This window comes from Duganella kummerowiae (genome assembly GCF_053572355.1).
In genome coordinates this window covers 173,509-195,755 of record NZ_JBKFEH010000002.1, presented here as the reverse complement: position 1 = coordinate 195,755, position 22,247 = coordinate 173,509, and the positions used below count along the sequence as shown (strand labels likewise).

Sequence of the window (22,247 nt, the reverse complement as noted above, 5' to 3'; positions counted from 1 at the left end):
GCCAGTGTAGACAAAAGCGGGCCGCAGATAATCAGGGCATAATCGCCCTATACTTTTCACATTTAATGAACAATTCCGGGAGCCCCATGGACAAGGTCAAGGCCATGCAGACATTCGTGCGCATCGTGCAGGCCAACAGCTTCACCAAGGCCGCCGAAACGCTGGAGTTGCCGCGCGCGGCGCTGACGGCTACCCTGAAGAACCTGGAAGCCTTTCTTGGCACCCAGCTGCTGCAGCGCACCACGCGCCGTTTGTCGCTCACCCCGGACGGCGCCGAGTACTACCGCCAGTGCGTGGAAATCCTGAGCGCCATCGAGGCCGCCGAACAGGCCCTGCGCGGGCCGGAGGCGCGCCGTCCCCGGGGCAAGCTGCGGGTCGACCTGCCGGGCGCGCTGGGCCGCCATCTGGTGGTGCCGCGCCTGGCGGAATTCCACCACGCCTACCCCGAGGTGCAGCTGGCCATCAGCCTCACGCACCGCCTGGTGGACCTGACCCAGGAGGGCATGGACTGCGTGCTGCGCGTCGGCCAGCTGCAGGATTCGTCCATGGTCGGACGCCAGCTGGGCACCATGCGCTTCGTCACCTGCGCCGCGCCGTCCTACCTGGAACGCCACGGCACCCCGCTGGCGGTGGAGGAGCTGGAGCGGCACCAGTGCGTGGTGCACTTTTCCGGCCGCACCGGCCGCCCCTTCGAATGGGAGTGGATGGGGCCGGACGGCGCCGTGCGCAGCAGCGCCATCAGCGGGCCGGTGGCCGTCAACGACGCCGACGCCTACATCAGCTGCGCCCTGCAGGGCCTGGGTCTGGTGCAGGCCGCCAGCTACCAGGCGCGCCCGCACCTGGCGGCCGGGCGGCTGGTGGAGGTACTTCCGCAGGCCGTGCCCACGCCCATGCCGGTGTCGCTGCTGTATCCGCAGGGTCGCATGGCGTCGCCCAAGCTGAGCGTGTTCGCGGCCTGGCTGGCGGGTTTGTTCGAGCAGGACCCCGACCTGCGCCTCTAGGCTAGCCATCGGCGGGCAGGCGCTCGGCCAGCAGGTCGACCAAGGCCTTGATCTTGACCGACCCGCGCCGGTTGGCGGCGTACATGGCGTACAGGGCGATGTCCATCTCGCCTGGATTGGCCTGGTAGCGGGACAGCACCGGCAGCAGCGCGCCCGAGGCCAGGTCGGCGCGCACCAGCCATTCCGGCAGCATGGCCAGGCCGACGCCGTCCAGCACCGCGCGCCGCAGCACTTCCGAGTTGTTGACGGCCAGGGTGCCGCGCACCGGCAGGTCGATGCAGGCCTCGGGTTCAGCGCTGCCCTGGCCGTCGCACGCTGGCTCGCGCAGGCGCCAGCCGCGCCGCGTGCCGCCATAGGAGAACAGCAGGCAGTTATGGCCCAGCAGGTCTGACGGTTGCCGCGGCGTGCCGTGTTCCCGCAGGTAGGCCGGGCTGGCGCAGATCACGCGCCGGTGCCCGCCCAGGCGGCGCGCGATCAGGTTGGGCTGCTGCTGCGCGGTGCCGATGCGGATGGCCACGTCGATGGCGTCGTCCACCATGTTGCTCACGGTGTCGGAGAGCTGCAGTTCCAGCTGCAGGCGGGGATGGCGCCGCGCCAGCTCGCCCAGCAGCGGCGCGATGTACAGGGTGCTGAAGGTGACCGGCGCCGTGACCCGCAGCAGGCCGGCCGCCTCGCCCTGGTGGGCGGTGGCGGTGTCGTCGGCCGCCTCCAGCTGCGACAGGATGGCCAGGGCGCTGTCGTAGTACTGCTGGCCGCTGTCGGTCAGGGTCACCCTGCGGGTCGAGCGGTTCAGCAGCGGCGCGCCCAGACGCTGTTCCAGCGCATCCACCAGCCGCGTCACCGAGGAAGTGGCCACGCCCAGCTGGCGCGCGGCCGGCGAAAAGCCGCCGCAGGCGGCCACCAGGCAAAACGCCTTCAATTCAGAGAACCTGTCCATACGATGTCCTTGTCCTTGCCCTTGGCCATGGCCTTTGCGCGCTGCGCAAGGGTGTTGACGGCGGCCACCGTCTTATCGCGGCGGCGCCGGCCCGCTACAGTGGCTCCATCGCAATCAACCCGGAGCCCCACATGAAACACCTCCTGCAAGCCGCCACCCTGGGCGACCTGACCTTCAGCAGCCGCGTCGCCATGGCGCCCGTTACCCGCGCCCGCGCCGGCGAGGGCGGCGTGCCGACCGCGCTCAACGCGCAATATTATGCCCAGCGCGCCTCGGCCGGCCTGATCATCAGCGAGGCCACCAATGTCTCGCCCAATTCGGCTGCCTTCGAGCTGGCGCCAGGCATCCACAGCGCAGCCCAGGTGGCGGGCTGGCGCCGTGTGGCGGAGGCGGTGCACGCCGGCGGCGGCCGCATCTTCATGCAGCTGTGGCATGGCGGACGGGTGGGCAGCTACGCCGTGCTGCAGGGCCGCGATCCGCTCTCGCCATCCGGCGTGAACGAGGACCTGGGCCTGCTGCAGGTGTATGGCGCGCTGCGCAATGGCTATTACGCGCGCATCGCCGCCTCGCCCTCGCGCGCCATGACGGTGGAAGAGATTCACCAGGCCGTGGCGGAATTCCGCGAGGGCGCCCGCAATGCGCTGCTGGCCGGCATGGACGGCGTGGAAATCCACGCCGCCAACGGCTACCTGCCGCAGCAGTTCCTGTCTCCCCACGTCAACCGCCGCAGCGACCAATTCGGCGGCAGTGTGGACAACCGGGCGCGCTTCCTGCGCCTGGTGGTCGAAGCGGTGCTGGACGTGCTGCCGGCCCAGCGCGTGGGCGTGCGCATCTCGCCCTATGCGCTGTACAACAATGCCATCGACGACCGGCCCGACCAGACCTATGCCTATGTGCTGCGCATGCTGCAGCAGTACGGCATAGGCTATGTGCACGGCGCCGACACCAACGCCTGGGGCGGCACGGCCGACATGCCGCGCCTGCTGCAGCTGATACGCGCCAACTACCAGGGCCTCTTGATCGCCAACGCCGGCCTGGCGCCGGACCAGGCCGAGGCGCTGGTGGCGCAGGGCCGGGCCGACATGGTGGCCTTCGGGCGCCAGTATGTGGCCAATCCGGACCTGGTGCGCCGCATCGCCCAGGATGGGCCGTTCAACACGCCCGATCCCTTTACTTTCTACGGCGGCGGCGCCAAGGGTTATACGGACTATCCGGCGCTCGATTGAGTCCATGCTCAGCCCCGCAGCGGCGGGGACAGCAGCGGCAGCGCGTGGCGGCGCTGGCCGCTGGCCTGGGCCAGGGCGTTGGCCAGCGCCGCCGCCGTCGGTCCCTGGGCCGCTTCCGCCACGCCCAGGAAGGGCGCGCCCGGCTGGTCCAGCAGCTCGACCTCGATGCGCTCCGGCATGGCCGGGAAGCGCAGGATGGGGTAGCTGGCCCAGTCGATGCTGGCCACGCCCTGCGGTCCGTAGCGCAGCTGCTCATACAGGGTCCAGCTGGAGGACTGGATGATGGCGCCTTCCAGCTGGTTGCGCGCGCCGTCCGGGTTCACCACCTGGCCGCAGTCGGCGGCGGCCGCCACCCGCACGATGCGCACCAGGCCGGTGTCGCGGTCCCAGGCCAGTTCCAGCGCGACCGCCACGTAAGCCATGATGTTCTTGTACTGGCCGAAACCGAAGCCATAGCCATGGTACTGGGGCGGCTTCCTTGCGCCCCAGCCGAACCTGGCGGCCGCCGCCCGTATCACGGCCTGGGCGCGCGGCTGGCCTTCCAGGTGCCGGAGGCGGAAGTCCACCGGATCGGCGCCGGCCAGCGCGGCCAGCTGGTCCATGGTGCCTTCTATGGTCACCAGGTTGAGGTGGGCGCCCAGCGAGCGCATGGCCGAGGTGCGCAGCGGCGTCACCGGCAGGAAGTGGTTCACCACCCGCTGGTTGGGAAACTCATATAGCGGGATGGCGTTGCGGTCGCCGCCACCCTCCGGCTGCGGCATGGGTTCGGACGGCGTGGGCGCGATCGGCTGCGCCAGCAGCCAGGCGGGCACCAGCTTGCCGGCGTTGCCAGGGCGTTCATTGTGCGAGCCGCTCCACAGCTCGTAGTCCCAGTGGCTGACCTTGCCGTCCGCGCCCAGGGCCGCGTGCACGCTGGTGGCCATGGCCGGCGCGTACGGTTCCCACATATTCTCCTGGTCGCGCATCAGCTGCACGCGGATCGGCCGCCCCGGCATGGCGCAGGCCAGCAGGGCGGCGTCGGCGGCCACGTCGTCGGCGCCGTTCTGGCCATAGCAGCCGGCGCCCTCGGTATGGATGCAGCGCACCCGCTCCGGCGGCATCCTGACCAGCTCCGCCAGCGCCATGCGCAGCGGGTAGACGCCCTGGGTATGGGTCCAGATGGTCAGCTCCTCCCGGTCCAGCAGGCCCACTGAACATGAGGGGCCGATGGAGCCGTGCAGCACGTACTGCTTGGTGTACTCGGCCCGCACGGCGCGCGCGCCGGCTGGCGCCGTGGCGCCAGCCGCTCCCACCGCGCCACGGTTGGCGATGGTGATGTCCTGCGAGGGCAGCTTGCGCAGCACGGCGTGGATCTGGTCCGGGCGCGGCAGCTCGGCGCCGCCTTCCCAGCGCGCGCCGGCGTACAGCGCCTGCATGGCTTGCACCGTGCGCCATTCGTCGTCGCCGATCACGGCCAGGTAATTGCCGTCGCGGACCACCTTGAGTACGCCCGGCAGGCGCCGTATCGCGTCCAGGTCGGCCGCCGCCAGGCGTGCGCCGGGACGGGGCGGGCGCACCACGCGGGCGTGCAGCATGCCGGGCAGGCGCATGTCCTGCACGTAGGCGGCGCCACCGGTCACCTTGGCCGGGATGTCTACCCGCTGCACCGGTTTGCCGATCAGGCGGTAGCTGCCCGGCGCGCGCAGCGGCGACTGTTCCGTAGCCGGCCGGTGCAGCTCGATGCCTGCGACCGCCTCGCCGTAATGCATGCTGCGGCCGTCCGCGCCATGCACGCGGCCGGCGCGCAACTGCACGCTGGCCGGCGCCACCCGCCACTGCGCGGCCGCGCCCTGGCGCAGCAGCGCCGCCACCTGGGCCGAGGCATGCAGCAGGGCGGTTCCGCTGTCGGCCACGCTGTGGCTGCCGGCCGTGAAGCCCTCGTTGGGCGTGAGGCTGGTGTCGCCGGCGATGAAGCGCATGCCGTCCAGCGTCAGCTCCAGCTGCTCGGCGGCGACCTGCATCAGCGCCGTGCGCAGGCCGGTGCCCAGTTCCACCTTGCCGCTGCAGACCGTCACCGAGCCGTCGCTGGCCACGCGTATCCAGGCATCGAGCATGGGCGTGCTTTTCAGGCTGCCCGGCAGCCTGGGGTTGGCCACGGCGGGAACGCCCATGGCGTTGAACTCGGCCCGCGCCAGTTGCGGCAGCAGCGAAAAGCTGAGCAGCAGGGCGCCGCCCTTGATGAAGGCGCGGCGGCCCGCGCTGTCGGCCACGGGCCTCATGCCGCTGCTCCCTGCGCCACGTCGCGGATGGCGGCCAGGATGCGGTGGTGGGTGCCGCAGCGGCACAAATTGGGCTCCATGTGGCGCTTGATCTCCTGGTCGGTGGGATGCGGATTCTGGTCCAGCAGCGCTTGCGCGCGCATGATCATGCCGGCGATGCAATAGCCGCACTGGGCCGCCTGGTGCTTGATGAAGGCTGCCTGCAGCTTGCCCGGCTTGGCGGCGCTGCCCAGGCCTTCCACGGTGCGCACCGAGCGGCCCTCCAGCGCGGCCAGCGGCGTCAGGCAGGAAAACACGGGCTTGCCGTCGACGATGACGGTGCAGGCCCCGCACTGGCCCATGCCGCAGCCGAACTTGGCGCCGTTGAGCTGCATCTCGTTGCGCAGCACGTACAGCAGCGGCGTGGCGGGATCGGCCTGCAGGCGCTGGGCGCGGCCGTTGATGGTGACCTTGGTGCTCATGGCTGGTACTCCTTGCGCAGCTTGGCGCTTTGTTGGGTGACATTCGTCCAGGCCGGACGGCCGGCCAGGTCGGCGCGCACGTAGGCGGCCAGGCTGGCGATCTGTTCATCGGTCAGCACGTCGGCAAACGGCGGCATGTAGGCGCTGCCCGGCGTTGGCGTCCAGGGTATGCCCTGCAGGACGGTCTGGATGAAGGTGCTGGGCGCCGCGTTGGCCAAGGCGCTGCTGCGCGCCAGCGCGGGGCGCCCGCCCAGGCGCATCATGGCGGCCGGGATGCTGTGGCAACCGGCGCAGGCGGCGGCGAACAGGGTGGCGCCCCGGGCGTTGGCCGCAGCGCTGGCGGAGGGCCCCGGCAAGCCGCCGGCGTGCGCTGGCGGCGCGGCGGTGCCGCCCACCGGCCCCGCCGGCGGCTCCTGGATGGACATCAGCCAGGCCGCGATGGCGTCCACGTCGCTGGCGGGCACTTCGGCCAGGCGCTCGGTCACGGGCCGCATCGGGCCCTTGGCCGCGCCATGGGCCAGCGACAGCCCGCCGCGCAGGTAGTCGGACAGTTCGGCCGCGTTCCAGGGCGCGGCGCCGTGCGCGAGGCGGGTCAGGGCGGGCGCGTCCCAGCCGTCCACCTGTCCTCCGCCAAATGGGGGATGGCGTTCTCCGCCGATCGGATTGAGGCCGCTGTGGCAGGAGGCGCAGTGGCCCAGCGTATCGGCCAGGTAGCGCCCGCGCTCGACCTGGCTATCCTGGCGTGCGGGGATGCTGCTGTCGCCGGGCCGCAAATACAGCACGTTCCAGAAGGCCAGCAGGCGCCGTATGGTGAGCGGGAAGACCAGGTCGTTGGGCGGCGGCGTGTAGCGCACGGGCGTGCGCGACATCAGGTAATCGTAGGCCAGGGCGATGTCCTGGTCGGACAGGCGCGTGTAATGGATGTAGGGGAAGGCCGGATACAGCAGGTGGCCGTCGCGCGCCACGCCGCGCCGCAGCGCGCGCTGGAAGGCGTCCCTGGACCAGGCGCCGATGCCGGTCTGCGGATCGGGCGTGATGTTGGTGGTGTAGATAGTGCCGAAGGGCGTCTTGAGCGGCAGGCCGCCGGCATAGGGTGCGCCATTGGCGGCCGTGTGGCAGACCATGCAGTCGCCCAGCGCCACCACGCGGGCGCCGGCCGCTATCGCCTGCGCCGAGGCCTGCGGCGGCGGGGGCACCGGGGCGATGGCGGGTTCGCCGGTCCAGGCATACAGCGTGGCGGCCGCCAGGGCCGCCGCGCCGACGGCCACGCCAATCAGCTTCTTGTTCATGTCGGTATACCTCCGTGTGGTGTCACCGGCCCATTGTCGAAACAGCGCCAGGCAGCGTCTAGATATACCTATGGATAGGCCGGGGCCGTTTCATGGAGGAGTATTAAACCTAGGTATGAGTGGCCATACCTAGGTCTGATTTTCCTGGCCCGCGCCGCTGTTTATATTGGGCTGTATCGCCGCCAGCAGCGGCCCATACCACGATACCGGGGGAGATATGCCAGTCGAACTGCTAGCCCGCTTGCCCAGGCCGCGCCGCGCCACCGCCGAATGGCTGGTGCTTGCGCTGGTGCTGCTGATGAGCGGATTGATGGCCGTGTACTTCATCTGGAGCGAGCGCCGCATGCTGTTCGCCTCGGACATCGAGCGCATGCGCATGCAGACCCTGATCATCGACGAGAACCTGCGCCACCAGCTGGAAGGGGTGCGCAATGCGCTCGACAGCGCCCGCGCCGGCTTCAACGCCAGCAGCGGCTGCAACGGCAGCTGCCGCCAGGTGCTGCTGCAGTCGCTCAAGCGCGCCATGCCGGGCGTGCGGGCGCTGGTGGTGGTGGACCGCGAGGGGCGCATCCAGAAGTCGGACGACGACCTGCGCGACGCCCGCCTGGACGACCGCGCCTACACCAGCAACGTGAGCCGCATGCGCGCCGCCGACACCCTGTACCTGTCGCAGCCCTACGAGAACACGCCAGGCGTGTTCAACATCAAGCTGTCGCTGGCGATCCTGGATGCGGCCGGCCACAATGACGGCGCCGTCAGCGCCATCCTCAACCCGGAATACTTCGACGCCGTGATGCGCTCGGCCATGTACGCCAACGACATGAACAGCTCCATCACCGAGAACGGCGGACGCCGCATCCTGTACGTGCCCGCCGATCCCGGCGCCATGCGGGCCGACGCCTCCAGCGAACCGTTCTTCCGCCGTCACCAGCAGAGCGGCCTGATGCTGACCGTGCTGGCCGGGGCGGACCGCAACGGCGAGCAGCGCCTGGTGGTCCAGCGCACCATGCAAATGGGCGAACTGGGCCTGGACAAGACCCTGGTGGTGAGCCTGAGCCGCAGCCAGGCCCGCATCGAGGCCGGCTGGCACGGCCTGGCCGTGGTGGCCGGGATGGCCTGGGCCCTGACCGGCGCCGTGGGCGCCATCGGGCTGTGGCTGGCGCAGCGCCGCCGCATGGCGCTGGAAGGGCTGGCGCTGGAGCAGGAGGCCGAGCGCGCGGCCGCCGCCGAGCGGGTCGAACTGGCGCTGAACGGCGCCAACCTGGGACTGTGGGAATGGCATCTGCCCACCGATATCCGCAAGGTGGACGCGCGCGCCGCAGCCATGCTGGGCTACGCCCCCGGCGAACTGCCCGAGCAGCCGGGCGACTGGCGCCGCATGGCGCACCCGGACGACTTGGAACACATCGATGCGGCCCTGGCGCTGCACCTGAACGACAGCACCCATTCCTATGAAGCGGAATACCGCATGCGTCACCGCAACGGCCATTGGGTCTGGCTGCAAAGCCGGGGCAAGGTGATCGAGCGCGATGCCGCCGGCAAGGCGGTGCGCATGGTGGGTACGCGCATGGACATCAGCGCGCGCAAGCTGGCCGAGGCGGAAATCGCCCACCTGGCCTTCTACGACGGGCTGACCAACCTGCCCAACCGCCGCCTGCTGCTGGACCGCCTGGGCCACGCCATCGCCAAGTGCGAGCGCGGCGGCTGCCATGGCGCCGTGCTGTTCGTGGACCTGGACAACTTCAAGGCCCTGAACGACACCATGGGCCACGACATGGGCGACCGCCTGCTGGAAATGGTGGCCTTCCGCCTGCAGCAGGTCACCCGTGACAGCGACACCGTGGCGCGCCTGGGCGGCGACGAATTCGTGATCCTGCTGGAAGACCTGGGCGGCTCGGCCCAGCTGGCGGCCTCCCATGCCGAGGTGGTGGCGCAGAAGGTGGTGGCCGCGCTCAGCCTGTGCTATCCGCTGGACGGCCATGAACTGCGCAGCACGCCCAGCATAGGCGTGGTGTTGTTCGGGGGCGGCAGCCACACCATCAACGACCTGCTGCGCCAGGCCGACATGGCGATGTACGAGGCCAAGGCGGCCGGGCGCGCCACCTTCCGCTTCTTCGATCCCGTGATGCAGGCCGCGCTGGACGCCACCGCCACCCTGGAAGCCGACCTGCGCTACGCCCTGGTGCGGCGCGAACTGGTGCTGCACTACCAGCCGGTGGTCGACGCCCACGGCCGCACCCTGGGCGCCGAGGCGCTGCTGCGCTGGCAGCATCCGCGCCGGGGACTGGTGCTGCCCGGCGAATTCATCCCGCAGGCGGAAAAGAGCGGGTTGATCATCGAGATCGGTGTATGGGTGATAGAAACCGCCTGCCAGCAGCTGGTGCGCTGGGCCCAGGCGCCGCACACGCGCGCCCTGACCGTGGCCGTCAACGTCAGCGCGCGCCAGTTCCGCCATCCCGCGTTCGCCGAGCATGTGCTGCAGATCGTCGAGCGCAGCGGCGCCAACCCACACCTGCTCAAGCTGGAGCTCACCGAGAGCATGCTGCTGGCCGACGTCGAGGACATCATTGCCAAGATGGCCCAGCTCAAGGCGCGCGGGGTCGGCTTCTCGCTGGACGACTTCGGCACCGGCTATTCCTCGCTCAGCTACCTCAAGCGGCTGCCCATCGACCAGCTCAAGATAGACCGCTCCTTCGTGCAGGACATGCTGGTCACGCCGCACGCTTCCACCATCGTGCGCAGCATCGTCTCGCTGGCGCACAGCATGGGCCTGAGCGTGGTGGCGGAGGGCGTGGAAAGCTGCGAGCAGTGGGACAGCCTGCGCCAGATCGGCTGCACCGCCCTGCAGGGCTACCTGTTCGGGCGCGCCGTGCCGGCCCAGGATCTGCTGGCGCCGGGCGTGGCGCTGCTGGCGCCGCCCGCCGCCGTCGCCGCTGAGCACAGCGGCGACGGATTGATACTCGACTTGCCACTTTAGGGGAAGGCACCACATGGAAAAGAAAGACACCCGCGCGCCAGCCGGCCGCATCGCACCCTACACCCACGCCGCCGCCGGCTGGGGGGCGCTCAAGTACGTGGCCCTGAACCTGATCAGGGAGCGTGTCAGCGGCATCAACTACAAGACGCTGTTCGCCCAGAACCAGCCGGACGGTTTCGACTGCCCGGGCTGCGCCTGGCCGGACCGCGTGCACACGTCCACTTTCGAGTTCTGCGAGAACGGCGCCAAGGCGGTGGCGGCGGAGGCGACCAGCAAGCGCGCCACGCCGGAGCTGTTCGCGCGCCATACGGTGGCCGAGCTGCTGCTCCAGTCCGATTACGAACTGGAGCAGCACGGCCGCCTGACCCACCCCATGCGCTACGACGCGCCGACCGACCGCTACCTGCCGGTGCCCTGGGAAGAGGCCTTCGCCATGGTCGGCCGCGAGCTGAACCGGCTGCCGGACCCCGACCAGGCCGCGTTCTATACCTCGGGCCGCGCCAGCAATGAGGCGGCTTTCCTGTACCAGCTGTTCGCCCGCGCCTACGGCACCAACAACTTCCCGGACTGCTCCAACATGTGCCATGAGGCGACCAGCCGGGGCCTGCCGCCCGTGGTCGGTGCAGGCAAGGGCACGGTCACGCTGGACGACTTCGAGCATGCGGACACGCTGCTGCTGTTCGGCCAGAACCCGGCCACCAACCATCCGCGCATGCTGGGCGAGCTGCGCGAGTGCGCGCTGCGCGGCGCCACCATCGTCGGCATCAACCCGCTCAAGGAGCGCGGCCTGCAGCGTTTCACCAATCCCCAGGACCCGGCCGAGATGCTCACCAACGGCAGCACGCCCATAGTCTCGGTGTTCATCCAGCCCAGGCTGGGGGGAGACTTCGCGCTCATCAAGGGTGTCGCCAAGCGCCTGCTGGAACTGGACGACGAAGCCGTGCTGGAAGGCTGCCCGCGCCTGGTGGACCAGGAATTCATCGCCAGCCATACGGTGGGCTACGGCGAATTCGCGCGCGACCTGCGGGCCGAGCGCTGGGAGCTGCTGCTGGAGGAAAGCGGCGTACCGCGCGAACAGATGGACCAGCTGGCCGCGATCTACGCGCGCGGCCAGCGCGTGATCGCCACCTGGGGCATGGGCCTGACCCAGCACAAGAACTCGGTGGCCGCGATCCAGATGCTGGTCAACCTGATGCTCATGCGCGGCAACATCGGTAAGCGCGGGGCCGGGCTGTGCCCGGTGCGCGGCCACTCCAACGTGCAGGGCGACCGCACCATGGGCATAGAGGAACAGCCCGCGCCGGCCTTCCTGGACCGTCTGAAGCAGGTGTTCGGCTTCGAGCCGCCGCGCCGCCACGGCCATGACGTGGTGGCCACCATCGCCGCCATGGCGGCCGGCAAGGTCAAGGTGTTCATCGGCCTGGGCGGCAATTTCGCCGTCGCCACGCCGGACACGCCGCTGACCTTGCGCGCCCTGCGCGCCTGCGAGCTGACCGTGCACGTCGCCACCAAGCTCAATCGCAGCCACCTGGTGCATGGCCGCCAGGCGTTGATACTGCCTACGCTGGGCCGCACCGAGATCGATCTGCGCCAGGGCGTGCCGCAGGGCGTGACGGTGGAGGATTCGATGAGCATGGTGCACATCTCGTATGGCCGCAACCAGCCGGCATCCGCCCACTTGCTGTCGGAGGTGGCGATCGTGTCGCACATGGCGCAGGCCACGCTGGGCGGCGGCGCCGGCCAGGGCCGCCACGGCCTGGCCTGGCAGGCCTACCGCGACAACTACGCCATGATACGCGACGATATCGAGAAGGTGTTCGACGACTTTTACGACTACAACGCCCGCGTCGGCGTGCCGGGCGGCTTCCACCTCAAGGTGGCGCCGCGCGAACGCGAGTGGCGCACGGCCAGCGGCAAGGCCGAATTCACGCTGCATGCGGTGCAGCTGGACAGCCCGATCCGCCGCGCCCGCGCCCTCCACGGCGAGCGGCTGCTGGTGATGATGACCACCCGTTCACACGACCAGTACAACACCACCATCTACGGCCTGGACGACCGCTACCGGGGCGTGTTCGGTATGCGCCGCGTGATCTTCATCCATGCGGCCGACCTGGCGATGCTGGGCATGCGCGCCGGGGACTGGGTGGACGTCACCAGCGTGTGGGACGACGGCGTGCAGCGCCGCGCCGACGGCTTCATGCTGGTGGAGTACGACATTCCGCGCGGCTGCGTGGCCGCCTACTATCCCGAGACCAATCCCCTGGTGCCGCTGGCCAGCGTCGCCGACGGCGCAGGCACCCCGACTTCCAAATCCATCCCGGTGCTGCTGCATCCGGGCGACATTCCCGCCAACGGAGGAAAGTGATATGACGCCTGATACCCTGGACCTGTCCCGCCTGCAGTTCGGCCTGACTGCGGTCTTTCATATTTTGTGGCCCATCCTGACCATCAGCCTGTCGGCCTTCGTGCTGGCCATGGAGGCATGGTGGATGCATACGGGCGAAGTGCTGTACTATCGCCAGGCGCGCTTCTGGAGCCGGCTGCTGGTGCTCAATTTCGCCGTCGGCGTGGTCAGCGGCATCCCGATGGAATTCCAGTTCGGGACCAACTGGTCCTCGTTCTCCGAGTTCACGGGGCAGTTCATCGGCAACATCCTCGGCTTCGAAGGCGCCATGGCCTTCATGCTGGAGGCGGGTTTCATCGGCGTGATGATGTTCGGCTGGGACCGGGTGCCGCGCGGCGTGCACCTGTTCGCCACCGCCATGGTGGCGCTGGGCTCCTCCATCTCGGCGTTCTGGATCATGGTGGCCAACTCCTGGATGCAGACCCCGGCCGGCATCAAGGTGGTGGCCGGCAAGGTGGTGGTGACCGATTACGTGGCCGCCATCTTCAATCCCGACATGGCGCTGGGCGTGGCCCACATGTGGGTGGGCGCCATGGAGACCGGCCTGTTCGTGGTGGGCGGCGTCTCGGCCTGCTACCTGCTGCGCCGGCATAACACGGAGTTCTTCCTGCCGTCCTTCAAGTTCGCCCTGGGCGCGCTGCTGGTGGTGGCGCCGCTGCAGATGCTGCTGGGCGACGCCAGTGGCGTGGACGTGTTCGAGCGCCAGCCGGCCAAGGGCGCGGCCATCGAGGGCCATTGGGACACCAACGCGCCCGGCACCGGCGCCTCCTGGTCGCTACTGGCCTGGCCGGACCAGGAGCGGCAGCGCAACGATTGGTCCATCGAAGTGCCCAACATGCTCAGCGTCCTGGGTACCCACAGCCTGCACGGCACCGTCACCGGCCTGCACGATATTGCGCGCGCCGACCAGCCGCCCGCGCTGCCGCTGCTGTACTACGCCTTCCGCATCATGGCGGGCATAGGCTTCATCCTGGTCGCGCTGGCCACCTGGACCGCATGGACCATGTACCGCACCGGCGGCCGGCTGGCCGAGGTGCTGGCGCAGCGCAAGCTGCTGCTGGCCTGGATGTGCTGCATCCCGCTGCCCTATATCGCGGTGGAAGCGGGGTGGATAGTGCGCGAAGTGGGGCGCCAGCCCTGGGTGGTGTACGGCCTGCTGCGCACCAGCGAGGCGGCGTCGCCGGTGCCTGCCGCCGACGTGGCCGGCAGTATCGCGATGTTTTGCGCCTTCTACGTGGTGCTGCTGGCCACCTTCGCGGTGTTCGCCCTCAAGTGGCTGCGCCAGGGTCCGGACCTGAGCATCATCCCGGTCACCATCCTGGAGCGTACCCAGCTCACCATGATGCAGCAGGAGGTGCTATGAACGGCATGACGCACGGTTTGCTGGCCCATATGTGGTTCGGCCTGATGGGACTGATGCTGGTGTTCTATGTGATCACGGACGGCTTCGACCTGGGCGCCGGCCTGCTCAGCCTGGCCACCCGCGACCAGCGCGAGCGCGACCAGATCTTTGCCGCCATCGGCCATGTATGGGACGCCAACGAGACCTGGCTGGTGGTGCTGGGCGGGGCCATGTTCGGCGCCTTCCCCGCGGCCTATGCGCTGCTGATGCACGCGCTGTACGTGCCGGTGATGGCCCTCATCGCCAGCCTGATACTGCGCGGCGCCGCCATCGAATTCCGCCACGCGGCCAGCAACAAGCGCGGCTGGGACCTGGCCTTCGGCATCGGCAGCCTGGGGGCCGCCGTGTCGCAGGGCGTGGTGCTGGGCAGCGTCATCACGGGGCTGCAGCCGGGCGCCGCCAGCATGGGTTTCATCGCCATCGCGGCGCTGGGCGTGGTGTCCGGCTACGCGCTGCTGGGCGCGACCTACATGATCAAGAAAGCGGGCGGCGCCGCCGGGAGCTGCGCGCGCGTCCATGCGCGCTACAGCCTGGCCGCCACCGTGGCCTGCGCCTTCTGGCTGACCGCCGCCACCTTCCTGTTGCCGGAGGTCGGCCATGAGCGCTGGCGCCAGCCCGGCGTGCTGCCGCTGCTGGCCGTGCTCGGGGCCTTGTCGGCCAGCGCCGTGCTGTGCGTGATGCACGGCCTGTACACGGGCGCGCAGCGCGCGCCGTTCCGGGGCGCCGTGGCCCTGTTCGTGTTCTCCTTCGCCGGCCTGGCGGTGAGCCTGTTCCCGGACCTGGTGCCGGGCCGGCTGGCCATCACCGAGGCGGCTTCGGACACCGCCACGCTGGCCTTCATGTTGTGCGGGATAGGGCTGTTCTTTCCGGTGATGGTGGGCTATAACTTGTACCAGTACTACGTTTTCCGCGGCCGGGTGCGGCTGCAGCACTGAGTGCGAACGCTAGCAAATCCGCTGAGCCGCCTGGCCGCGCTGGCGGCCGGCCAGGGCGGCGCCCCATGCCGGCAGCTGCGAGGCTGGCATGGGGCGGGACACCAGGTAGCCCTGGGCCAGCCGGCAGCCCAGGCTGCGCAGCAAGGCCAGGTCGCCCGGCTGCTCCACGCCTTCGGCCACCGTTTCCACACCGAGCTTGTGGGCCGCCAGGATGGCGTGGCGCAGCAGGGGGCGCAGGTGGGGGCGGGCGGCGGCGCCGTGCACCAGGCTGCGGTCCAGTTTGAGTTCGGTGAACGGCATGCGCGACAGCTGCAGCAGCGAGGCGAAGCCGGCGCCATAGTCGTCCAGCGACAGGCCGAAGCCGCGCAGCCGCAGTTTCAGGACAAAGCGCAGCGCGGCCGCCAGGTCGGCGATGTCGCTCTGTTCGGTGATTTCGAAGGTGATGGCGGACGGCGGCGCGCCGGCCTGCTCCGTGGCCGCGATCAGCTGGACCGCCAGGTGCGGGTCGCTCAGCGACAGCGCGGACAGGTTGAGCGACAGCGGCAGTTCCCATCCGGCCTCGCGCCAGCAGCGCCACTGGTCCAGGGCGATGCGCAGCACTTCCAGCGTCAGCATGCCGGACAGGCCGGCCTCCTCGGTCTCGGGCAGGAAGGCGGTGGGCGCCAGCAGTCCGTGGCGCGGATGACGCCAGCGCAGCAGGGCCTCGGCGCCGCGCAGGGAGCCATCCCGCAGCGATATCTTGGGCTGGTAATGCAGCTCGAACTGGCGCTGTTCCAGCGCCTGTAATTGCTCGGCCGCTTCCGGTGCGGAGGCGGTGAGCGCGGGCGCCGCCTGGACGGCGCCAGTGCCGGACTCCCGTGGTGGCGCGATGCAGGGCAGGGCCGCCGCCAGCGCGCCAGGACTGACAGGCTTGGCGACGGTGGTGCAGGCGCGCAGCCCCAGCGTGCGGGCCAGCGCCAGGGCGGCGTCCAGGATACGGGCGTCGGCCGAGGCGCACAGCGCCAGGGCGAAATCCCGCTCCAGCATGGACAGGGCCGGCACCAGGTCGGCGCCATCCATGTCCGGCAGGCGCAGTTCGGCCAGGACCAGGTCCGGCGGCGACGGCAGCGCCTCGATCAGCTCCAGCGCGGCGGCGCCGCACCCGGCCCAGCCGTTGATCTGCCACCCCAGGGCGCGGCAGGCGGCGTAGGCGCGCTCGCGGGCGGCGGGATCGGGGTCGATGACGACGATGCGCGGCGCTGCAGGCAAGAGATGAGCGTTCACGCGCCGCGCCCCCGGTTCAAGGCCAGTACCACCGCGCCATCGGCCCGGGATGCAGCCGCGCCTGCTGGCGCGCCACCGCCAAGCCGGCCGTTGGACGCGTTTCTGGTCCAGTCCCGCCCAGCGCCGGCGCCGCGTGTCCAGGCCCGCGTGCCGGGGGCAGCTGCGCCCGCCGCCGCCGTGTGGGCGGCGCCGCCATGGGGGTGCTCGTCGATACGGAAGCGTGCCACCGCGCGCGTGAGCTGGCCGGCCTGGTCCTGCAGGGACTGGGCCGCCGCCGCCACCTGTTCCACCAGCGCGGCGTTTTGCTGGGTGCCCTGCTCCATGCGGGCGATGGCCCCGCTGCAGGAGCGTATCCCGGCCAGCTGCCCCGCGCTAGCGTCGCGGATCTGGCCCATGATGGTGTCCACGCTGGCCACCCGGGCCACGATGTCGCGCATGGCCGTTTCCGCCGCCGCCACCTTGCGCGCGCCGGCTTCGGTCTCGCGCGCGGCGCCGGCTATCAGTCCCGCGATGCGGCCTGCCGCGTCGGCCGTGCGCGCGGCCAGTTGCCGCACCTCGGCAGCAACCACGGCAAAGCCGCTACCGGCCGCGCCCGCGCGCGCCGCCTCCACCGAGGCGTTCAGCGCCAGGAGGTTGGTCTGGAAGGCGATGCCGTCGATCAGGCTGGTGATGTCGGCCATCTGGGCGGCGGCCGCGAGTATGGCGTCCATGCGCTCGCTGACCGCCGCCATGGCGTGGCCGCCGTGTCCGGCCGCCACGGATGCCTGTTGCGCCAGCCGGTTGGCCTGCTCGGCATGGCCGGCGTTTTGCTGCACTGCCACGGTCAGCTGTTCCATGGCGGCCGCCGTCTCCTGCAGGCTGGCGGCCTGCCGCTCGGTGCGCTGCGACAAGTCCAGGTTGCCGCTGGCGATCTGGGTCGAGGCGGCTGCGATCTGGTCGGTGTCGGCGCGCACCTGGGCCACCAGCTGTCCCAGGCTGGCGCGCATGTGTTCCATCTCATACAGCATGCTGGCGCGGTCGCCCGGGCGCAGCGGCACGGCGCCGGCCAGGTCGCCGCCGGCGATGCGGGCCGCGATGCGCGCCGCCTGTTCCGGTTCACCGCCCAGGTCACGCCGCAGCCGCATTATGATGGCGGCCACCGCCGCGCCCGAGACCAGCAGCGCTACCGCGCCCAGCGCCGCCATCTTGAGGCGGGTGGCGTCATAGGCGCGCGCCGCCTCGGTGCGGGCGCCGTTCATCAGTTCCACCTCGTTGCCGATCTGCGTGGCCAGGGCGTCGCGGCAAGCTTGCAGCATGGGTTTGACATGGGTGTTCAGGAAGTCGCGCGCCTCGGTCTCGCGGCCCGCCTCCACCAGCGCGACCAGCTCGCGCTGGCCGGCCGCATAGTCCTGGAACGCCGTGCTGACGTGCTGCAGGGCCGCGCGTCCATTCGGCGTGACCACGCGCCTGTCCAGTTCGGCGATGCTGGCGGCGGCCGCCTCTCGCGCGCTGCGCATGTTGTCCAGCTGCCGCCGGCGCACGGCCGGATCGCTGGTCAGCAGGATATTGCGCAGCGCGACCGCGATATCGGTCACGCGCAGGCGCACGTCGGTGGCCAGTTCGATCTTGGGCCAGCGCTCGTCCGCCATGCTGGCGGTGGCGGCGTTCAGTTTGGCCTGTTCGCTGAGTGCGAGCGCGATGGCGGCGACCAGGAAGGTGCAGACCAGGCCGTAGCCTGTCATCAGCAGGTTGGCGACCTTGATGCGGGAGGTTTTCATGGGTGTCCGTTCCGGTTGGCTGCGTTGCGGCCGGGCGGGAGTGCGCGGCGTCAGGCCTCAGGATAGGACTGGAGGCCGCGCCCGATGGGCTACAGTTTGTGTGCGCGGCGGGGAGCACAGTTGGCGCGGGCGCGCTGCCGGGGCTCGGCCAGCTCGCCGGCCAGCAGCCCCAGGGTGCGCACGGCGGCCTCGAGGCCCGGTCCCCACGGATAGCTGTAATTGAGGCGGATGTGATGCTGGAAGGCGTCGCCGGTGGCGAACATGTTGCCGGCCCCGATACTGATGCCGCGCTCCTGTGCCCGCGCATACAGCTCCAGCGCGCAGATGCGGCCCGGCAGGCCGACCCACAGCAGGTAGCCGCCCGCCGGCCGGCTGACCGTGGTCCCCGGCGGGAAGAAGCGCGTCACGGCGGCAGTCATGATGCTGGCCTGCTGGGCATAGGCCTTGCGCAACCTGCGCAGGTGATAATCGTATCCGTCCTGGCCCAGGTATTCGGCTATGGCCAGTTGCGGCAGGGTCGGCGTGGTCAGGGTGTTAAAAAACTTGAGTTTTTCCACTTCGGCCCGGTAGCGGCCGGGGAGGGTCCAGCCGATGCGGCAGGCCTTGCTCAGGCTCTTGGAGAAGGAATTGCAGTGCAGCACCAGCCCGCGCTCGTCGTAGGCCTTGAGTGATCCCGGATGCGCGTCGCCGTAATACAGTTCGTGGTAGACGTCGTTTTCGATCACCGGCACGTCGTGGCGCGACAGCAGCGCGACCAGCTCGCGCTTGCGCTGCTCGCCCATCTGCAAGCCCAGCGGATTCTGGAAGTTCGGCATCACGACGCAGGCCGCCACCCGCTCGCGCGTGATGGCGCGCTGCAGCGATTCCAGGCGCACGCCCTGGACCGGATCGGTGTCCAGCTCCACCACGCGCATGCCCATGCGCGCTATCGTGTGCAGCAGGGCGTGGTAGGTGGGCGTCTCAACGGCGATGGCGTCGCCCGGCCGCGCCACCGCCTGCAGGCACAGGTTGATGGCCTCGGTGGCGCCGGCCGTGATGATGATCTCGGACGGGTCGACCGCCAGCCCGTTCGCCAGGTGGCGGCGGGCGATCTGGCGTATCAGCTCCGGGTTGCCGGGTGGGAGGTCGGCCAGCAGCGCGCTGCCGCTGTTGCGGCGGGCGATGGCGGCGGCGTACTGGTTCAGGCGCGCCTCGGGAAAGGCGCCGGGATCGGGGTAGGGCGAACCGAGCGGCACGCTGCCCTGGTCGATGGAGCGCAGGTTGGTCAGGGCCAGGGCGCTGGTGTCCAGCTCTTGCGCGCGCGCCACGGCCACCGGATCGGGCGGCGGCACCACGCTCAGGCGCGCGCGCGCCGCCCCGGCCGGACGGCGCCGCACGAAGTAGCCGGACTGCGGGCGGCTTTCTATCAGTCCCTGGCTTTCCAGCAGCAGGAAGGCGCGGATCACGGTCGAGATGCTGAGGTTGTGGTGCTGGCTGGTCTGGCGCACCGAGGGGATGCGCTCGCCTTCGAGGATCACCCCCTGCGCGATCTGTCCGGCGATGTCGGCCGCAAGGGCCTGATACATTTTCACGGTAGGCTCCGGAGCTTGGATGCCCCAGCTTAGCCCGGAATCGGCGCGGCCGATACTATACCTGGGTTTAGCATTCTTTCCGATTGTTATCGATTTATAATGCGTTGACAACGATTCCAATCACTCCTGAATACCTCCTGAAAGGACACGCATGGTGCGCATGAAGGGCAGTCCCTTGTTTTCCGGTCTGCTGGCCGGTCTGACGCTGCTGATCTTCGTTATCGACGCCTTGACGCCGCTGGACGTGGCCATCGCCGTCATGTACGTGGTGGTGGTGCTGCTGTCGGCACACATCTGGGAGCGGCGCGGCGTGCTGCTGACCACCGGCTTGTGCCTGGGACTGACGCTGCTGGCCTACATCCTGGCGCACGGCCAGTTTTCCGGTCCGGCCTTCGCGCGCATGCTGGTCAGCGTGGCGGCCGTCGCCAGCACCGCCTTCCTGGCCCTGAAAAGCCAGGACGCCACCAACGAGCTGCGCGCGCGCGAGGAGGCGCTGCGCCGCAGCGAGGGCTTCCTGGCCGGCGCCCAGCGCATCGCCAAGACCGGCAGCTTCAGCCTGCGCCACAGCGACGGCACCATGTACTGGTCGGACGAGGCGGCCCGCATCTTCGGCTATGCCCCGGGCCAGCCGGCCGGCATGGACCTGGTGCTGCGCCACACGGCGCCGGAAGACCGCCAGCTGGTGCTCGACGCCATGGAGCAGGGTCGCCGCTGCGAGGGGCCGCTGGAACTGCGCCACCGCCTGCTGCTGCCGGACGGCGAACTGAGATACGTCCACGTGCTGGCCCATCCGGCCTACGACAAGGCCGGCCAGTGCGAATACCTGGGCGCCGTGATCGACGTCACCCGTTCGGTGCAGGCGGAGCAGGCCCTGCACCGCTCGCAGGTACAGCTGGCCCACGTTACCCGCGTCACCATGCTGGGCGAACTGGCCGCCTCCATCGCGCACGAGGTCAACCAGCCGCTGGCCGCCATCGCCACCAATGGCGAAGCCGCGCTGCGCTGGCTGAACCGTCCCCAGCCCAACCTGGACGAGGCGCGCGCCTGCGTCGACCGTCTGCTGGAGGCCAGCGTGCGCGCCACCGAGGTGATACAGCGCATCCGCGCCCTGGCGCGCCGCAGCGATCCGCGCCACTTGCCGCTGGACTTGAACATGGTGGCGCAGGAATCGGTGGAACTGGTGCGGCGCGAGCTGGCCAGCCACCAGGTGGCGCTGATGCTGGAGCTGGCGCCGCAGCTGCCGCCGGTGCTGGGCGACCGCGTGCAGCTGCAGCAGGTGCTGATCAATTTGCTGATGAACGCGATCCAGGCCATGCAGTCCTGCGCCCCCGGGCAGGCGGTGCTGGTGCTGCAGACCCAGCGCGACGCCGAGGGCGGGGTGCAGTGCAGCGTCAGCGATTCCGGTCCCGGCATCCCGGCCGAGCACATGCCGCGCCTGTTCGACGCCTTCTTCAGCACCAAGGAAGAGGGCATGGGCATGGGCCTGCCGATCTGCCGCTCCATCATCGAGACCCACGGCGGCCGTATATGGGCGGCCGGCGCACCGGCGGCCGGCGCCACGCTGCTGTTTTCCCTCCCTGTCCTGGATACCGAACACGCATGAACGAACTCCCCGACACCGCACTGGTCTATATCGTCGACGACGACGCGCCGCTGCGCGCCGCCATTTCCAGCCTGCTGCGCTCCGTGGGGCTGGAGGTGCGCGACTTCGGCTCGGTGCCGCAATTCCTGGCCCACGCGCGCGCCGAGGTGGCCAGCTGCCTGCTGCTGGACGTCCGGCTGCAGGGTATCAGCGGGCTGGAATTCCAGGCCGAGCTCAATCGCGAGGGCGTGGCCCTGCCCATCATCTTCATGACCGGGCATGGCGACATCCCGATGTCGGTGCGCGCCATGAAGGCCGGGGCGCTGGACTTCCTGGCCAAGCCCTTCCGCGACCAGGACCTGCTGGACGCCGTCAACGCGGCCCTGGAGGCGGACCGCGAGCGGCGCCGCCGCGACCAGTCGCGCCTTGGCCTGCAGGCCTGCTACCAGAGCCTGACGCCGCGCGAGCGCGAGATCATGGCGCTGGCGGCCAGCGGCTTGATGAACAAGCAGATTGCCGGCCAGCTGGGCACCAGCGAAATCACGGTCAAGATCCACCGAGGCAACGCCATGCGCAAGATGCAGGCGCGCACCTTCGCCGACCTGGTGCGCATGGCCGAAGCCCTGGGCGTGGTGCCGGGCAAGGACTGACGTACACCTGCGGGTTGATAGTCTTATACCCTTGTATGATTTCGCCGCCGCCCGGCGGCCTGTATCGTACTCCCATGCGCTGGACGGCCGCGAACCGCCGTCAGTACCAGGGAGTATGCAGTGAACCTTTCCACCAACCTTTATCGAATCGCCCTCGTCGACGACCATGAGCCGGTGCGCAGCGCCGTCAGCAGCCTGCTGCGCTCCTACGGCTACGAGACCGATGGCTACGAGAGCGCCGAAGCGCTGCTGGACGCCGGCGGCCAGCAGCAATGCGCGTGCATCATCACCGACCTGCAGATGCCGGGCATGAGCGGCCTGGACCTGCTGGAACAGCTGCGCCGCAGCGGCTGCCAGGTGCCGCTGATCGTGCTGACCGCCTTCCCCGAAGCCTCGGTACGCCAGCGCGCCCTGCAGTCCGGTGCCTGCTGCTTCCTGAGCAAGCCGTTCCAGGCCAATGACCTGATGCGCTGCGTGCGCCAGGCCTGCGGCGCCCCCTGATACGCCGTCCCCCCCACCCACCACCAGGGAGTC

At 70.0% G+C, this 22,247-nt stretch carries 15 protein-coding genes and 1 pseudogene; 9 read left to right on the top strand and 7 right to left on the bottom strand.

Annotation, left to right across the window (positions count from 1 at the left end; translation table 11 throughout):
* The first annotated feature begins 65 nt into the window (after positions 1 to 65).
* Positions 66 to 1,001 carry a LysR family transcriptional regulator gene (locus tag ACLB1G_RS01675; protein ID WP_491625440.1) on the top strand — a complete coding sequence of 312 codons (936 nt, stop codon included), beginning with the start codon at positions 66 to 68 and terminating at the stop codon, positions 999 to 1,001.
* Position 1,002: 1 nt separating this feature from the next.
* Here ACLB1G_RS01675 and ACLB1G_RS01670 read toward each other — a convergent pair whose 3' ends face one another.
* Positions 1,003 to 1,938 (bottom strand): LysR family transcriptional regulator, encoded by a 936-nt coding sequence (locus tag ACLB1G_RS01670; RefSeq protein ID WP_491625439.1) that lies wholly within the window; start codon positions 1,936 to 1,938, stop codon positions 1,003 to 1,005.
* A gap of 131 nt (positions 1,939 to 2,069) precedes the next feature.
* Between ACLB1G_RS01670 and ACLB1G_RS01665 the strand changes: the two genes are divergently transcribed.
* Positions 2,070 to 3,164, top strand: coding sequence for an alkene reductase (locus ACLB1G_RS01665; protein WP_491625438.1), 1,095 nt, complete (start codon positions 2,070 to 2,072; stop codon positions 3,162 to 3,164).
* An 8-nt stretch (positions 3,165 to 3,172) separates the two neighbouring features.
* On the opposite strand, the gene ACLB1G_RS01660 is transcribed toward ACLB1G_RS01665, so the two are convergent.
* The 3 genes from ACLB1G_RS01660 to ACLB1G_RS01650 are packed head-to-tail and all read right to left on the bottom strand — an operon-like array spanning position 3,173 to position 7,172.
* Complete coding sequence (locus tag ACLB1G_RS01660; protein ID WP_491625437.1) at positions 3,173 to 5,422, bottom strand: molybdopterin cofactor-binding domain-containing protein; 2,250 nt, start codon at positions 5,420 to 5,422, stop codon at positions 3,173 to 3,175.
* Positions 5,419 to 5,883, bottom strand: coding sequence for a (2Fe-2S)-binding protein (locus tag ACLB1G_RS01655; protein WP_491625436.1), 465 nt, complete (start codon positions 5,881 to 5,883; stop codon positions 5,419 to 5,421). The genes ACLB1G_RS01660 and ACLB1G_RS01655 overlap by 4 nt, the downstream gene beginning before the upstream one ends.
* Positions 5,880 to 7,172 (bottom strand): c-type cytochrome, encoded by a 1,293-nt coding sequence (locus ACLB1G_RS01650; protein ID WP_491625435.1) that lies wholly within the window; start codon positions 7,170 to 7,172, stop codon positions 5,880 to 5,882. Before ACLB1G_RS01650 ends, ACLB1G_RS01655 begins: the two co-directional genes overlap by 4 nt.
* A gap of 217 nt (positions 7,173 to 7,389) precedes the next feature.
* Between ACLB1G_RS01650 and ACLB1G_RS01645 the strand changes: the two genes are divergently transcribed.
* From ACLB1G_RS01645 to ACLB1G_RS01630, 4 genes are read left to right on the top strand one after another with little or no spacing between them, the layout of a single operon-like run.
* Complete coding sequence (locus tag ACLB1G_RS01645) at positions 7,390 to 10,149, top strand: bifunctional diguanylate cyclase/phosphodiesterase (RefSeq protein WP_491625434.1); 2,760 nt, start codon at positions 7,390 to 7,392, stop codon at positions 10,147 to 10,149.
* Positions 10,150 to 10,162: 13 nt separating this feature from the next.
* Positions 10,163 to 12,514, top strand: coding sequence for an FdhF/YdeP family oxidoreductase (locus ACLB1G_RS01640; RefSeq protein WP_491625433.1), 2,352 nt, complete (start codon positions 10,163 to 10,165; stop codon positions 12,512 to 12,514).
* Position 12,515: 1 nt separating this feature from the next.
* Positions 12,516 to 13,916, top strand: a complete 1,401-nt coding sequence (locus ACLB1G_RS01635; RefSeq protein ID WP_491625432.1) for a cytochrome ubiquinol oxidase subunit I — start codon at positions 12,516 to 12,518, stop codon at positions 13,914 to 13,916.
* Positions 13,913 to 14,890: a cytochrome d ubiquinol oxidase subunit II gene (locus ACLB1G_RS01630; RefSeq protein ID WP_491625431.1), complete on the top strand. Its 978-nt coding sequence runs from the start codon at positions 13,913 to 13,915 to the stop codon at positions 14,888 to 14,890. Before ACLB1G_RS01635 ends, ACLB1G_RS01630 begins: the two co-directional genes overlap by 4 nt.
* A gap of 9 nt (positions 14,891 to 14,899) precedes the next feature.
* On the opposite strand, the gene ACLB1G_RS01625 is transcribed toward ACLB1G_RS01630, so the two are convergent.
* From ACLB1G_RS01625 to ACLB1G_RS01615, 3 genes and pseudogenes are all read right to left on the bottom strand, one after another.
* The gene (locus tag ACLB1G_RS01625; RefSeq protein WP_491625430.1) at positions 14,900 to 16,153 is read right to left on the bottom strand and encodes an EAL domain-containing response regulator; all 1,254 of its coding nucleotides are present in this window, start codon (positions 16,151 to 16,153) and stop codon (positions 14,900 to 14,902) included.
* A gap of 374 nt (positions 16,154 to 16,527) precedes the next feature.
* Positions 16,528 to 17,883 (bottom strand): annotated as a pseudogene (locus ACLB1G_RS01620) (methyl-accepting chemotaxis protein); the annotation flags it as partial.
* A gap of 116 nt (positions 17,884 to 17,999) precedes the next feature.
* The gene (locus ACLB1G_RS01615; RefSeq protein ID WP_491625429.1) at positions 18,000 to 19,481 is read right to left on the bottom strand and encodes an aminotransferase-like domain-containing protein; all 1,482 of its coding nucleotides are present in this window, start codon (positions 19,479 to 19,481) and stop codon (positions 18,000 to 18,002) included.
* A gap of 160 nt (positions 19,482 to 19,641) precedes the next feature.
* Between ACLB1G_RS01615 and ACLB1G_RS01610 the strand changes: the two genes are divergently transcribed.
* The 3 genes from ACLB1G_RS01610 (at position 19,642) to ACLB1G_RS01600 (ending at position 22,214) form a co-directional block, all read left to right on the top strand.
* Complete coding sequence (locus tag ACLB1G_RS01610) at positions 19,642 to 21,084, top strand: sensor histidine kinase (protein ID WP_491625428.1); 1,443 nt, start codon at positions 19,642 to 19,644, stop codon at positions 21,082 to 21,084.
* The gene (locus ACLB1G_RS01605) at positions 21,081 to 21,713 is read left to right on the top strand and encodes a response regulator transcription factor (RefSeq protein WP_491625427.1); all 633 of its coding nucleotides are present in this window, start codon (positions 21,081 to 21,083) and stop codon (positions 21,711 to 21,713) included. The genes ACLB1G_RS01610 and ACLB1G_RS01605 overlap by 4 nt, the downstream gene beginning before the upstream one ends.
* A gap of 120 nt (positions 21,714 to 21,833) precedes the next feature.
* On the top strand, positions 21,834 to 22,214 hold the full coding sequence (locus ACLB1G_RS01600; protein ID WP_491625426.1) for a response regulator transcription factor: 381 nt from the start codon (positions 21,834 to 21,836) through the stop codon (positions 22,212 to 22,214).
* Positions 22,215 to 22,247: the final 33 nt, after the last annotated feature.

What these genes read in the sequence shown, in the direction of transcription:
- ACLB1G_RS01660 (WP_491625437.1), bottom strand. Translation starts at nt 5,422, where the DNA reads ATGAGGCCCGTGGCCGACAGCGCGGGCCGCCGCGCCTTCATCAAGGGC.
- ACLB1G_RS01610 (WP_491625428.1), top strand. Translation starts at nt 19,642, where the DNA reads ATGAAGGGCAGTCCCTTGTTTTCCGGTCTGCTGGCCGGTCTGACGCTG.
- ACLB1G_RS01635 (WP_491625432.1), top strand. Translation starts at nt 12,516, where the DNA reads ATGACGCCTGATACCCTGGACCTGTCCCGCCTGCAGTTCGGCCTGACT.
- ACLB1G_RS01630 (WP_491625431.1), top strand. Translation starts at nt 13,913, where the DNA reads ATGAACGGCATGACGCACGGTTTGCTGGCCCATATGTGGTTCGGCCTG.
- ACLB1G_RS01665 (WP_491625438.1), top strand. Translation starts at nt 2,070, where the DNA reads ATGAAACACCTCCTGCAAGCCGCCACCCTGGGCGACCTGACCTTCAGC.
- ACLB1G_RS01655 (WP_491625436.1), bottom strand. Translation starts at nt 5,883, where the DNA reads ATGAGCACCAAGGTCACCATCAACGGCCGCGCCCAGCGCCTGCAGGCC.
- ACLB1G_RS01645 (WP_491625434.1), top strand. Translation starts at nt 7,390, where the DNA reads ATGCCAGTCGAACTGCTAGCCCGCTTGCCCAGGCCGCGCCGCGCCACC.
- ACLB1G_RS01605 (WP_491625427.1), top strand. Translation starts at nt 21,081, where the DNA reads ATGAACGAACTCCCCGACACCGCACTGGTCTATATCGTCGACGACGAC.
- ACLB1G_RS01675 (WP_491625440.1), top strand. Translation starts at nt 66, where the DNA reads ATGAACAATTCCGGGAGCCCCATGGACAAGGTCAAGGCCATGCAGACA.
- ACLB1G_RS01670 (WP_491625439.1), bottom strand. Translation starts at nt 1,938, where the DNA reads ATGGACAGGTTCTCTGAATTGAAGGCGTTTTGCCTGGTGGCCGCCTGC.
- ACLB1G_RS01650 (WP_491625435.1), bottom strand. Translation starts at nt 7,172, where the DNA reads ATGAACAAGAAGCTGATTGGCGTGGCCGTCGGCGCGGCGGCCCTGGCG.
- ACLB1G_RS01640 (WP_491625433.1), top strand. Translation starts at nt 10,163, where the DNA reads ATGGAAAAGAAAGACACCCGCGCGCCAGCCGGCCGCATCGCACCCTAC.